The following is a 13,867-nucleotide window of genomic DNA, read 5'->3' as shown; positions in this document are numbered from 1 at the left end:
TCCGCGTTTGGGTGACACGCCCGCTCGATCGATCGAACGGGCGCGACCCGGCGCTCAGTTCGTCTCGCTGATCTCCAGCCGGTACGTGCCGGCTTGGCCGAGATGGCCGACGTAGACGTCGTACTCGCCCGGGCGGAACGTATCGACGACTGCGGCATCGAGAGCGCCGGCACCGTCGTCGTCGCACAGCACCTTGCCCGGTCCGGTCACAACGAGACTCGAGTCCGTCGTGCTGGTGATCGCGAGACGCAGCGCCACCGTCGAGGTGATCGTCAGGCGGTGGTCGGGCGTCGAATCGATCATGCCGGTGCAGTGCGCGCCGTAGCGGCTGGCTTCGACCCCGCCGCCGGTCTCGCCGGTGCCGATCTGCGGATCGGGCGTGAAGCCGGCGCCGAGCGTGAAGTTCGCGTACTGCCCGTCGCTGGTTGCGGTGACGCCGCTGCCTTCGGTGAGGGTCAGCGTGTAGCGGCCGGGCTGCTCGATGTGACCGACGTAGACCGCGTAGTCGCCGGGGGTCAGGCGTGCATCGACCTGCGCGTCGAGCTCGCCGGCGCTGTCGTCGTCGCAGAACACGCCGGCGGGACCGACGACGACCAGCGTGGAGTCCGTGGTGCTCTCCACCGACAGGCGCAGATCGAGCGGCGAAGTCACGCGGATGGTGTGGTCGGGGGTGGTGTCGATGACGCCGCTGCACTGCGGCCCGAACCGAGAGGCCTGCGTCGCGCCGCCGGTCTCGCCGTTGCCGGTCTGCGGATCGGGCGTGAATCCAGCGCCGATGGTGAAGGTGTTGTAAGCCTGCGCGGCGACCGGGCCGCTGGCGCAGATGGTCAGCGCCGCGGCCAGCAGGCCGCAGGCAATGTGCATGTTCCGCATCGAATCTCTCCGTCCCCTTGCGGCGGCATGGTGCCGACGCTGGCGAGAGTGTGCGCCTGACTGATTGCGCTGAACAGGGGACGCGGGGCCGCGCGAAACGGCGCGGACGGAGGCCTCAGCGCGGCGGCTGCCAACCGGCTGGCGGTTCCAGAGGAATGCCGGCTTCCTGCAGCGCGCGGGCGATGAGATCGGCTTCGGTGCGGATCGACGGGTCGGCGAGGAAACGCACGAATTGGCCTGCGCCGTCGCGGGGCAGGGCGGCATTGGCGCGGCCCCATTCGAGCATCCGCCAGTCGAAGGTGCGGCGGCGTGCCTGCACGTCGGCACGCTCGGCCTGCGTGATGGCGAGGCGTTCGATCAGGGCCAGGCCGAGCATCTCGCCGAGCTGGGTGTCCGAGCTGTTCGCCATGATTTCGGCCACGTGGCGACAGTCGCGCGCGCGGGTGGGGTTCGCGCCGAGCGTGTCGGCATCGCAGCCCTGCATCAGCGGGTCGAGGCCCGGGAATGCAACCGCGGCCCACAGGCCCATCGCTGTGATCGCGGCATGTTCGGTCGGCACGAATGCGCCGGCGTCGGCGAGCACGGCGCGCTCTGCAGGCGTGGGTGGTGTGCGCAGCAATGCGGCCTGCATCCAGCGCACCTGTTCGAGCATGCCGAGTTCGAACCGCGTCGCGACACGCGCATCGGCGAGCAATGCATCGACGCCGCCACCACGAACCAGCAGCGGCGCTAGATTCTTCAGGTCGGCGCCGAGCCAGCGTTGCGCTGCGCGCAGGCGCGTTGCTTCATCCGCGCCGTAGGCGAGCAATGCGTTGGCGAGGACATCGTTGCCTGCGCGCGCTGCAGCGTCGCGACGCCAGGCGCTGGCCTGTGCATCCGGCGCCACTGGCTGTGAGGGCGCGTCGCTGTCGAGCTGTTCCGGATTCGCATCGGCGAGCCCACGCAACACCGCCGCGAACGCCAGCTCGCGCGGCTGACCAGTGGCGGCCAGTGCGGCGGCGCTGCGCTGCGACCAGCTGCGCCAGGCGGTCTGGTCGGCCGCTGTGTCCTGCTCCGCGACAGGCGCTTCGTCGAACCGTGAGTACGGCGCCTGCGCCTGCGCGACGGGGACGAACAGGGCGACGGCACATGCAGCCGCGAGGATGGGACGGATCATGCGGAGGCCTGGCAGGAACGAGGCGATCAGCATACCGGCGCCGGTCGCGTCCTCGATTCCGTGATGCGGAAGTCCCGAGCCGTCCATACAGGCGCCTCGATATGGATCAGTGCTCGCTGATCGGCGTCGCGTCCACCGAGGCCGTCGCGGTGTCATCGACGCGCCGCGTCATCTGCGGCGCCGCGTCACGCGCCTGACGCAGCCGCGCATGCTCGGCGCGCGACACCGCATCCGACGCGTGTGTCATATCGTCCTGCGCATCGCCATCGGGCTGCATGCCCACGCTCGATACCGCGAGCACCACCAGTCCCGCCGCGATCCATCCGCGCATATCGTCCCGCCCCTTGAATGAGGCGGCGAGAATACCTGCGCGCAGCCGATGCGTCAGAGGTTGAGAAGTAATCGACGCCGTTGCGAGGGCGTCGCCAAGTGTCCATGGCAAGGCGGACAGCGCGAAAACCAGGGAGTTTGGTGAACCAAATGACCGCAGTTTTCGCGCTGTCCGCCGCAGTCATGGGCGCTTGGAGGCGGCCGCAATAGGCGGGCGATTGCTTCTCAGCCTCTCAGTAGCCGGCGGCCTGTCCGTCCTTGCGCGATTCGCTGGCGCCGGTCCAGCCGCCGTAGGGGTTCTTCATGATCGCCTGATAGCCGCCGTAGGGGCCGTGCGAAAAGCGCACCGAATGGCCCTTCTGCATCAACGCGCGCACGGTCTCGTAGGGAAAGCCGGTTTCCAGATCCACTTCGCCGCCGTCGGTCATCGCGGTGTTCTGGCCGGTGGGCTCGGTCGAACCGTCGTGCTGGATGCGTGGCGCGTCGCCGGCTTCCTGCAGGTTCATACCGAAGTCGAGCATGTTGATCAGGATCTGCACGTGGCCCTGCGGCTGCATCGCGCCGCCCATCACGCCGAAGCTCAGCCACGGTTCGCCGTCCTTCGTCGCGAATGCGGGAATGATGGTGTGGAACGGGCGCTTGCCCGGCGCGTAGCCATTGGGATGTTCCTCGCGCAGCACGAACTGCTCGCCGCGATCCTGCAGGATGAAACCCAGGCCCGGCGGCGCCATGCCGCTGCCCATGCCGCGGTAGTTGGACTGGATCAGCGACACCATCATGCCGTCGGCGTCCGCGGTGGTCAGGTAGATCGTGTCGCCTTCGTCGAGCTGTTTCGGCGTGCCCGGCTGCACTTCGCGCAGCGCGGTGTCCATCGAGATCAACGCGCCGCGCTCGCGTGCGTAGTCCTTGGAAATCAGTCGCTCGACCGGCGCCGGATGGAAGGCCGGATCGGCGTACCAGCGCGCGCGATCGGCGAACGCGAGCTTCTTGGCCTCGACGAACAGGTGCACATGTTCGGGGCTGCCGAAGCCGTAGGACTTCAGGTCATAGGGTTCCAGCAGATTGAGAATCTGCAGCGCGGCGATGCCCTGTCCGCTCGGCGGAAGCTCCCACAGTTCGACGCCGCGGTAGCTCGTCGACACGGGTTCGACCCAGTTGCCGGTGTGCGCGGCCAGATCTTCGTAGGCGAGGAAGCCGTCGTTGGCGGCGAAGTAATCGCCGATCACGCGCGCGATGTCGCCTTTGTAGAACGCATCGCGGCCACCGTCGGCGATCGCCTGCAGCGTGTTCGCGAGATTCGGGTTGCGCCAGGTCTCGCCGGTGCGCGGCGCGTGGCCGTCGATCGTGAACTGCTCGGTGAAGCCGGGCCACTTGCCCAGACGCGGCACCGAGCGATCCCAGTAATAGGCGATGACCTCGTGCACGGGGTGGCCTTCGCGCGCATAGCGGATCGTCGGCGCGAGGTTCTCTGCCATCGCGCGCTTGCCGAACCGGCCGTGCAGCGCGAACCAGCCATCGACTGCGCCGGGCACCGTGACCGGCAGCGGGCCGTGCGACGGAATGTCGGTCAGGCCGCGGCGCTGGAATTCCGCCAGGGTGAGTGACTGCGGTGAACGGCCCGAACCGTCGTAGCCATACAGGCGCTTGGTCTTCGGATCCCACACGATCGCGAACAGATCGCCGCCGATGCCGTTGCCGGTCGGCTCCATCAGCCCCAATGCCGCATTGGCGGCAATCGCCGCGTCGACCGCGCTGCCGCCGGCTTTCATGGTGTCGAGCGCGATCTGGGTGGCCAGCGGATGCGAGGTCGCGGCCATTGCATGGGGCGCGTGCACCTCGCTGCGGGTCGCGAACGGCTGGCCGGTGATGCGGTCGGCGGCCTGCGCGGACAGACCCGGCGCCGCGACCAGCAGCAGGACGGACAGCAGGCGGGCGCGGTCACCCAGGACGGATCGGGGCATCGGAACTCTCGAGTCTGGACAGGCGCACACGATACCGTCAGCCAGAAGCGGCGTTGCATCCCCACTCTGGCGGACACGGCGTGCGGCCCTGCCCGCCCCGCGATCCAGCGGGCGTGGCGCGTGCCGTCAGCGTGCCGCCGACTTTTTGGCCAGGCGCTTGACCTGCTGCGCCTGGCGTTTCGGCGTGGTCTCCTGCGCAGCCTGCTCCTCGCCATGCAGGGTGAGCAGTGAAGCCATCAGCTGCTCGTCGGCGCTGGAGCAGACGCCGAGCAGCAACACCTCGTCGCAGCCTTCCGCCGCGATGTAGGCATGGCCCATGTTCGAGTCGATGTACACCCCTTCGCCGGTTTCGAGCACAAGCGGGTCGTAGAACTCGGTGTGCACTTCCATGCGCCCTTCGAGCACGTGGATGTACTCCTCACCGGAGTGACGCACCAGCGCGCCGAACTCGGCGATGGTCTTGGCGCGTACGCGGGTGAGCACGGGGATCATGCGTTTGCGTCGCAGTTCCGGGCACAGGTAGTAGTAGTCGTAGTTGGGCGTGGTGACGCGGATCGCGTCGTCGACGCGACCGACGCTGCGGCGCGCGGTGACCGGCGGTTCCGGCGCCTCGGCCTGTTCGGCGAACAGCTCGGACATGCGCAGGTTGAGGCGCTGGCTGAGCTGAAGCAGCTTGTCGTAGGTCAGTGTCAGCCGGTCGTGTTCGACCTTCGACAGGGTCGACAGCGGAATGCCCGCATGTTCGCTCATCTGCTTGAGCGTCCAGCCCTTGCGGGCGCGCAAGGCGCGCAGCAAGCCGCCGATGGTGGGGTGTGGCGCTGTCATCCTGATGGGGTCCGTTCGTATTCGCTTCGGGATCATCATCGCCCCAGCAGGCGATGGGTGGGAAGGCGCAGGGCCGGCTTCGGCCCGCGCCGGGATACGACATGGGGACTTCCGGCACGGTTGACAATTCTCTGATTGGGATCACTATCGCCAATCAGGACAACTCGGGGCAATCTCATGCGCGTGATTCCAATAGGCCTGCTCGCCGGGCTCCTCGGTGCCGGACTGGCGTTCGCGGCCCCGCAGGAAGCGGCCATTGCCCCCGCGCCCGCGGCATCGCCCCTGCAGCCGTCGGCGCAGCCGGCCGCGTCACCCGTTGTTGCCTCCGACGCCACCGATGCGATCGGCGGAGCGCCAACGTTGACCCGCGGCGATGCCGAGGCCTGGCTGGACGGCTTCGTGCCCTACGCGCTGGCCGCGGGCGACATCGCCGGCGCCGTCGTCGTGGTGGTCAAGGACGGCGAGGTGCTGCTGCAGAAGGGCTACGGCTACGCCGACGTCGCCGCACGCACGCCGGTCGACCCAGCCGCCACGCTGTTCCGGCCCGGCTCGGTGTCCAAACTCTTCACCTGGACGGCGGTGATGCAGCTGGTCGAGCAGGGCAAGCTGGACCTCGATGCCGACGTCAACCAGTACCTCGACTTCGAGATCCCGGCGCGCGACGGCACGCCAGTGACGCTGCGCCAGGCGATGACCCATACCACCGGGTTTGAAGAACAGGTCCGCGCACTGATCACCGCCGACCCCGACGAGATCACACCGCTCGGCGATGCACTGAAGCACTGGGTGCCCGAACGCATCCATGTGCCCGGCGCCACGCCGGCCTACTCGAACTACGCGACCGCGCTGGCCGGCTACATCGTCGAGCGCGTGTCGGGCGAGGCGTTCGACGATTACATCGACCGCCACATCTTCCAGCCGCTCGGCATGGCGCATTCGAGCTTCCGCCAGCCGCTGCCGGCGCCGCTGCTGGCGAACATGTCGGCGGGCTATTCGACGGCTTCCGACGGCGAGGCCAAAGAATACGAGTTCATCAGCCTGGCGCCTGCCGGCAGCCTGGCGTCCACCGGCGCCGACATGGGGCGCTTCATGATCGCGCACCTGCAGGACGGCGCCCTCGGTGACGCGCGCATTCTCGGCGCCGACACCGCGCGCCAGATGCACACCACCGGGCAGGCGTCGATCGGCCCGCTCAACCGCATGATGCTCGGCTTCTACGAGACCTCGGTCAACGGCCATCGCGCGATCTCGCACGGCGGCGACACGCAGTGGTTCCACAGCGATCTGCAGCTCTTCCTCGACGACGGCATCGGCCTGTTCGTATCGATGAACAGTTCGGGACGCGAAGGCGCGACCGGCCATATCCGGTATGCGCTGTCGCGCGGTTTCGCCGACCGGTATCTGCCCGGCACGCCTGCGCAGACGGCCGGCGTGCCGGAGGCGGATGCCAAGGCGCACGCCCAGCAGATCGCCGGCACGTACACCAGCAGCCGCCGCCCGGACAGCAACTTCCTGTCGCTGGCCAACGTACTGGGACCGGTCAAGGTGGTCGCCAACGAGGACGGCACCATCACCGTGGCGATGGCGACGAGTGCAGCCGGCGCACCGAAGCAGTGGCGCGAAGTGGCGCCGTACGTGTGGCAGGACCGCGACAGCACGGACCGCCTCGCGGCCGACGTCGCCGACGGCCAGGTCGTGCGGTTCACCATGGAGCCGTACGCGCCGATCATGGTGTTCGAGCGCATCTCGGCGTGGCGCGCGCTGGCGATGCCGCTGCTGGTCGCGAGCCTCGTGGTGCTGCTGCTGACCGTCGTGGCCTGGCCGGTCTCGGCGCTGGTGCGGCGCTACTACGGTACTCCGTACCGGCTGGCGGGCACCGACGCACGCGCGCATCGCCTGGTACGGATCGCCGCGCTGCTGGTGCTGCTGGCGATGGGCGCGGCCCTGGCGCTCGTCGTCGGGATGCTGAGCAATCTGGCGATGACCAGCCCGGATACCGATGTCCTGATCATCGCCGTGCGGCTCTTCGCCACCGTGGTGCTGCCGCTCGGCGCGGCGGTCGCGGTCTGGAATGCGTGGCAGGTGCTGCGCGGCCGGCGCCGCGTGCTGGCCAAGCTGTGGGCCGTGCTGCTGGCGCTGGCTTGCTTGTTCCTGCTGTGGATCGGCATCGCCCAGCACGTCATCGGCTTCGGCGCGAACTACTGACGACCCGACGCACCGGCGGCATCAGCCGCCGGTGCGTTCGCCCCTGTCCCGACGAGGAACGCGCGTGACTGCCCAGCCGGTCGAACTCGAGCTGCACAACGAACCCTTGCCCCTGTCGGCGCCGTTCCGGATTGCCGGACACGTGTTCTCGGCGATGCCGGCCACCGTGGTGACCCTGCGCGCCGGCGCGCATGTCGGACGCGGCGAAGCCGCCGGCGTCTACTACACGCACGATCATCCCGACACGATGCTGGCCACGCTGGAGGCGATGCGGCCCCGCATCGAGGCGGGGCTCGATCGCGAAACGCTGCGCACGCTGCTGCCCGCCGGCGGCGCCCGCAATGCACTCGACGCCGCGTTGTGGGAACTCGAATCGCAGCAGTCCGGCATGCCGGTGTGGCGACTCGCAGGCCTCGACGGCGTACGCCCGCTGCTCACCACGTTCACCGTCGGCGCCGACGATCCCGCCGTCATGGCCGACCGCGCCGCGGCCTACACGCAGGCGCGCGCGCTGAAGCTGAAGCTGACCGGTGACGCGGAGCTCGATGCAGCGCGCGTCCGCGCGGTACGTGCGCGCTGTCCGGCGGCGTGGATCGGCGTCGATGCCAACCAGGGCTACGACGGCGCGTCGTTGCCGGGCCTGCTGCCGGTGTTGCTGGAAGCGGGCGTGGCGCTGCTGGAGCAGCCCTGCGTCCGCGACCGCGAACACGAGCTCGACGGCATCGCGCGTGCGCTGCCGTTCGCCGCCGACGAAAGCATTCTCGATCTCGCCGAACTCGAAGCGCGCCACCACCACTTCGACGTCATCAACATCAAGCTCGACAAGTGCGGCGGCCTGACCGAAGGGCTGCTGATGGCGCGCCGCGCGCGCGCGCTCGGCAAGCAGGTCATGGTCGGCAACATGTGCGGTACCAGTCTGGCGGCGGCGCCGGCGTTCGTGCTCGGCCAGTTCTGCGATGTGGTGGATCTGGACGGCCCGATCTTCCTCAGGCAGGACCGCACGCCGTCGGTGCGCTACACCGATGGCCACATCTGGTGCGGCGACGAGGTCTGGGGGCCGTCGGCGACGGCATGAGCAGCGTCGCCGACAAGACCTGGTTCGGTCAGCCGCGTGGGCTGACGATCCTGTTCCTGACCAATATGTGGGAGCTGTTTTCCTACTACGGCATGCGCACCCTGCTGGTCTATTACATGACCAAGCAATTGCTGTTCGCGCAGGAAAAGGCGTCCTTCATCTACGGCGCGTACACGGCGATGGCGTACTTCACGCCGATCCTCGGCGGCGCCATCGCCGACCGCTGGCTGGGCAAGCGCAATGCGGTGATCATCGGCGGCAGCATCATGGCCTTCGGGCATTTCGTGATGGCGTTCGAGCCGACGTTCTACATCGCGCTGGCGACCATCGCGCTCGGCAATGGCCTGTTCCTGCCGAGCCTGCCGAGCCAGATCAACGATCTCTACGCCGCCGACGATCCCCGCCGCGGCCGCGCCTACAACGTCTACTACGTCGGGCTGAACATCGGCGGCTTCATGGCGCCACTGGTGTGCGGCACGCTGGGCGAAGTCTACGGCTGGCACTACGGCTTCGGCGCTGCCGGCATCGGCATGTTCATCGGTCTGCTGATCTATGTGTTCGGCCGCCGCTACCTGCCGCCCGAGCCGGCGCGCGGCGTGGCGCGCGTGGTGGATGCGCAGGAGGCGCGCGGCAACCATCGCAAGGTGTGGCTGCTGCTGCTCGGCGTCGGCATTGCCGCGACCATCTTCCGCGGTGCCTACGAGCAAGTCGGCAACACGTTGCCACTGTTGATCGATACCGGCGTCGACCGGGTCGTCGCAGGCTTCACCATTCCGATGACGTGGTTCCAGTCGCTCAATCCGCTGCTGGTGATCAGCATGACGCCCCTGCTGCTGCTGCACTGGCGGCGCCGCGCCGAGGCCGGACACGAGACCGCGCCTGCGCTGCGTATGGCCATCGGCGCGCTGATCGTGGCGGGTGCCTACGTGCTGCTGGCCGCGGTGACGGCCGTCGCCGGCGACACGCGTATCGGCTGGCTGTGGCTGGTCGCGTTCTTCATGATCCTCACGCTGGGCGAGCTCTACATCCTGCCGACCGGGCTTGGCCTGTTCGCCAGGCTCGCGCCGCCGCGTCTCGGCGCGACCACGGTGGCCTCGTGGTTCCTCGCGATCTTCAGCGGCAGTCTGCTGGCGGGCCTGGTCGGCACGCTCTGGTCGAAAGCCAGTCATTCCGGTTTCTTCCTGCTGCTCGCCGGCCTGGCGGTCGTGGCTGCCGCCTTGCTGTGGCGCCTGGATCGCCCGATCCGCGCCCTGCGATGATCCGCTCCATCCCTCACAGGAGTTTTCCGCCATGCCGCGTCTGACGATCGCCCTGCTGCCGCTCGCCCTCGCCGCCTGCAGCGCCGCGCCGGTGGTCGACACGCCCGCGCACTACGACCTGCTGATCCGCAACGGCCTGGTCTACGACGGCAGCGGCGCACCGCCGCAGCGTGTGGATGTGGGGGTGCGGGGCGACCGCATCGCGGCCCTGTTGCCACCGGGCAGCGTTGCGGCGGCCGACACGACGCTCGATGCGCAGGGCCGCGCGGTCTCGCCCGGCTTCATCAACACCCTGAGCTGGGCGACCGAATCGCTGATCGTCGATGGCCGCGGCATCAGCGACACCAAGCAGGGCGTCACGCTGGAGATCTTCGGCGAAGGCTGGTCGATGGGGCCCGTCAACGCGCGCATGAAAGCGGACGCGCTCAAGCAGCAGGGCGACATGCGTTACGACATGCCCTGGACGTCGTTCGGCGGCTACCTCGACTTTCTGCAGCAGCGCGGCATCACGCCGAACGTGGCCTCGTTCGTCGGCGCCACCACCGTGCGCATCCACGAACTCGGCGAGGACGACGTGACGCCGTCGCCCGCGCAACTTGCCGGCATGCAGGACGTGGTGCGCCAGGCGATGCGCGAAGGCGCGCTCGGCGTCGGCAGCTCCCTGATCTATCCGCCGGCGACGTTCGCCGACACCGCCGAGCTCGTCGCGCTGGCGCAGGCCGCCGCGGAATCGGGCGGTGGTTATGTCTCGCACATGCGCAGCGAGGCCGACCGCTTCCTCGAAGCGCTCGACGAGACCATCGCCATCGCACGCGCCACCGGGCAACGCGCCGGGGTGTACCACCTCAAGGCGGCCGGCGAGCAGAACTGGCCGAAGATGGCGCAAGCCATCGCCCGGATCGAGGCCGCGCGCGCCGAGGGCCTGCAGGTCAGCGCCGATATGTATGCCTACACCGCCGGCGGCACCGGCCTGACCGCGAGCCTGCCGCCCTGGGTCCAGGCCGGCGGTCACGACGCGATGATCGCGCGGCTGCGCGATCCCGCGATCCGCGTGCGTGTGCTGGCGGACATGCGCGCGCCCGGTGTGGACTGGGAGAACCTGCGGTTGCTGGCAGGCTCCGACGAGCGCCTGCTGCTGCTCGATTTCCACAATCCGGCGCTCAAGCCGTTGAGCGGGCGCAGCCTCGCCGCCGTCGCGCGCGAGCGCGGCACCTCGCCGGAAGAGACGGCGATCGACCTGATCGTCGAGGACGATTCCCGCATCGGCACGGCGTATTTCCTGATGAGCGAGGCGAACGTCGAGCTCGGCCTGGCGCAGCCTTGGGTCAGCCTGGGATCGGACGCCGAATCGTCGGCGCCCGAAGGCGTGTTCCTCAAATCCAGCACCCATCCGCGCGCCTACGGAAATGTCGCGCGCTTCCTGGGGCACTACGTACGCGACCGCGGGCTGATGCCGCTGGAGGAGGGCATCCACCGCCTGACCGGACTGCCGGCCGCCAACTGGAAGCTCGCCGACCGCGGGTGCCTGCGTGCCGGCTGCTATGCCGACATCGTGGTGTTCGATCCGGCCACGATCATCGACCACGCCACCTACGACACGCCGCAGCGCTATGCGACCGGCGTGGGCGACGTATTCGTCAACGGGGAGCAGGTGCTGCGCGATGGCGAGCACACAGGCGCCACGCCGGGGCGCGTGGTGCGCGGGCCGGGCTGGCGTGACGGGGCGTCCGTCAGCCGGTGACCGGCCCGCACGGGCGGATCCACCATCTTCTCCAACCGTGTTGACAATTCTCTGATTGGGATCATGATCCCTGATCAGGATAATCGTCTGGGGAGACAACCGATGCACGCGTTCCGATCCGCACGTCCGTGGTTCCGCTCACCGTTGTCTCTCGCCATCGCCAGCACGCTGGCCTGCGCCGCCGCTGTCCCCGTGCTGGCACAGGAGCGCCCCACGACGGCCGCCGAAGAGGCGGTCACGCTCGACTCGGTGGTGGTCACCGCCAACAAGCGTGTCGAGAATGTCCGCGATGTCGGCGCGTCGATCAGCGTGATCGGCGAACGCCAGCTGGAGAACATGGCCGCGAGTTCGCTGACCGACTACGCGGCGCTGATTCCCGGCATGCAGGTGCAGAGCAGCGGGACACCCGGCCTGACCTCCGTGTCGCTGCGCGGCATCTCGACGCTGTCGTCCGGCGCGACGGTGGCGACCTACATCGACGAGGTGCCGGTCGGCTCGAGCGGCATCTACCAGAGCGCCGGCTCACTGATGCTGGACCTGCTGCCTTACGACATCAGCCGCGTCGAAGTGTTGCGTGGACCGCAGGGCACGCTGTACGGCGCCGGCGCGATCGGCGGCCTGCTCAAGTACGTGACCCGCCCACCGGACCTGGTCAACGAGGAGTTCCGCGCCGGCGTGGGCCTGCGCTCGGTCTCGGACGGCGGCCAGGATTGGAACGGCCGCGTCGGCGTCAGCCTGCCGCTGCAGGAAGATCGCCTCGGCCTGCGCATGAGCGTCGCGCGCAACGGATTGCCGGGCTACACCGACAACGCGATCGATGGCCGCCGCGACATCAACGACAGCGAGCAGATCGGGGGTCGCGCGGCGCTGTCGTGGGACGGCGACGCGGTCGATGTCGACCTCGGCGTGCTGCACCAGCGCATCGACGCCAGCGACCGGGCCGTGGTCGCCCTCGCGCCCGGCAGCTACGCGCCGCTCGGTGGGGAATTCGAAGGCCGGAACTGGCAGCGGCAACCATTCTCCAAGGAACTGACGCTCACCTCGCTCAGCGTGAACTGGGATCTGGGCTGGGCCGATCTCGTCTCCGCGACCGGCTGGTCGAAGACCAAGACGCTGGACCAGATCGATACCACGGTGCAGTTCGGCGAAGTCGCCGATCTGCTGCTGGGACTGCCCGAGCCGGGCAGCTCGAACGTGCGCTACACCTTCGACCTCGACAAGATCACCCAGGAGTTCCGCTTCAGTTCCAAGACCGGCGGCCGCTTCGAGTGGATGGCGGGCGTGTTCTACACCAAGGAAGACGCACAGCAGAACCAGGTCGCGTGGCTGGGCCAGCGCGATGGCTCGCCGCTGCCGGCGCCGTTCGACGCGGCATTCGGCACCCTGGCGGTGATCGGCCTGCCGAGCACGTACGAGGAAGTCGCGCTGTTCGCCAACGCATCGTGGCGGTTCGGCGAGCGCTTCAAGATCGACGCCGGCTTGCGCCAGGCGCGCAACGACCAGTGGTTCAGCCAGAACGTCAGCGAGGGCATCCTCGCGCCGATCGGCGATGCGCCCGGCGAATCGACCGAAGACGTGTTCACCTGGAGCCTGAGCCCGCAGTTCAAGCTCGCCGAGGACACGATGCTGTACGCACGCGTCGCCACCGGCTACCAGCCGGGCGGCCCGAACGTCGCGCTCCCGGGGATTCCGCCGAGCGTGGACTCGTCGATGCTCGCCAGCTACGAGCTGGGACTGAAATCGCAGACCGCCGATCGCCGCGTGCAGATCGACGTATCCGCGTTCCGCATCGAATGGGACGACATCCAGGTGGCGTCGTCGTTCAACGGCATCGGCGGCCTGGTCAACGGCGGCGAGGCGAGCAGCGAAGGCCTGGAGCTGGCTTCGCAGTTCCGCGCCACCGAGGCCCTGTCGCTCGGCATCAATGCGGCTTACACCAAGGCGCGGGTGAAGAACGATTTTGAAGCCACGGTCATTCCGCAGGGCGCGTTCGACGTCGTGCTCAACACCGGCCTGGCCGGCGACCGCATGCCGTATGTGCCGACGCTGTCGTGGGCGGCGACCGCCGAGTATGCGTTCACGACATCGCAGGGCCTGTCCGGCCAGGTGGGCGGCGTGCTGCGCTTCACCGGAGAACGCTTGAGCGACACCACCGAGCGCCAGCGCGTCACCGCGCCGGGCGACCCCTCCACGGTGTTGCAGGAAGAAGTGACCGCGCCGCTGCGGCTCGACAGCTATCGCGCGCTCGATCTCTACGCCGGCATCGGCCGGGAACGCTGGGAGGTACGCGCCTATGTCAGCAACGTCACCGGTGAGGGCGGCTACTCGTCGATGACGCCGGCGGCCGGCGCGCTCAGCGGCACGTTGGCGTATCTGGCCGCGGTGCCGATCCAGCCGCGGACGTTCGGCGTCGAACTCGACGTCCGGTTCTGAGCCGGACGG

At 68.8% G+C, this 13,867-nt stretch carries 10 protein-coding genes; 5 read left to right on the top strand and 5 right to left on the bottom strand.

The features are described from left to right. Window positions 1–54 precede the first annotated feature (54 nt). The 5 genes from ACZ9YD_RS01185 to ACZ9YD_RS01165 all read right to left on the bottom strand — a co-directional run bounded on the left by ACZ9YD_RS01185 (window position 55) and on the right by ACZ9YD_RS01165 (window position 5,145). Window positions 55–873 carry a hypothetical protein gene (locus ACZ9YD_RS01185; protein WP_465073314.1) on the bottom strand — a complete coding sequence of 273 codons (819 nt, stop codon included), beginning with the start codon at window positions 871–873 and terminating at the stop codon, window positions 55–57. 115 nt (window positions 874–988) lie between these two features. Then, a complete protein-coding gene (locus tag ACZ9YD_RS01180) occupies window positions 989–2,029 on the bottom strand; it encodes a hypothetical protein (protein WP_465073313.1) in 1,041 nt (346 codons plus the stop codon). Window positions 2,030–2,135: 106 nt separating this feature from the next. Continuing rightward, window positions 2,136–2,360, bottom strand: a complete 225-nt coding sequence (locus ACZ9YD_RS01175) for a hypothetical protein (RefSeq protein ID WP_465073312.1) — start codon at window positions 2,358–2,360, stop codon at window positions 2,136–2,138. 232 nt (window positions 2,361–2,592) lie between these two features. Further along, window positions 2,593–4,320 (bottom strand): gamma-glutamyltransferase, encoded by a 1,728-nt coding sequence (ggt, locus tag ACZ9YD_RS01170; protein WP_465073311.1) that lies wholly within the window; start codon window positions 4,318–4,320, stop codon window positions 2,593–2,595. Window positions 4,321–4,446: 126 nt separating this feature from the next. Further along, window positions 4,447–5,145, bottom strand: coding sequence for a helix-turn-helix domain-containing protein (locus tag ACZ9YD_RS01165; RefSeq protein WP_465073310.1), 699 nt, complete (start codon window positions 5,143–5,145; stop codon window positions 4,447–4,449). Between the two features lie 177 nt (window positions 5,146–5,322). On the opposite strand from ACZ9YD_RS01165, the gene ACZ9YD_RS01160 reads away from it, so the two are divergent. The 5 genes from ACZ9YD_RS01160 (at window position 5,323) to ACZ9YD_RS01140 (ending at window position 13,858) form a co-directional block, all read left to right on the top strand. Beyond that, entirely contained in the window at window positions 5,323–7,350 is a 2,028-nt protein-coding gene (locus ACZ9YD_RS01160; RefSeq protein WP_465073309.1) for a serine hydrolase domain-containing protein, read from the top strand. A 64-nt stretch (window positions 7,351–7,414) separates the two neighbouring features. Then, window positions 7,415–8,425 carry a dipeptide epimerase gene (locus ACZ9YD_RS01155; RefSeq protein WP_465073308.1) on the top strand — a complete coding sequence of 337 codons (1,011 nt, stop codon included), beginning with the start codon at window positions 7,415–7,417 and terminating at the stop codon, window positions 8,423–8,425. Next, window positions 8,422–9,684, top strand: a complete 1,263-nt coding sequence (locus tag ACZ9YD_RS01150) for a peptide MFS transporter (protein ID WP_465073307.1) — start codon at window positions 8,422–8,424, stop codon at window positions 9,682–9,684. The genes ACZ9YD_RS01155 and ACZ9YD_RS01150 overlap by 4 nt, the downstream gene beginning before the upstream one ends. Before the next feature lie 31 nt (window positions 9,685–9,715). Further along, window positions 9,716–11,425 (top strand): N-acyl-D-amino-acid deacylase family protein, encoded by a 1,710-nt coding sequence (locus ACZ9YD_RS01145; RefSeq protein WP_465073306.1) that lies wholly within the window; start codon window positions 9,716–9,718, stop codon window positions 11,423–11,425. Window positions 11,426–11,527: 102 nt separating this feature from the next. Continuing rightward, window positions 11,528–13,858 (top strand): TonB-dependent receptor, encoded by a 2,331-nt coding sequence (locus ACZ9YD_RS01140; protein ID WP_465073305.1) that lies wholly within the window; start codon window positions 11,528–11,530, stop codon window positions 13,856–13,858. Window positions 13,859–13,867: the final 9 nt, after the last annotated feature.

Source organism: Luteimonas sp. AC640a (assembly GCF_979256585.1).
The sequence above is the reverse complement of the archived record's forward strand: the minus strand, read 5'-3'. Positions and strand labels throughout refer to the sequence as shown.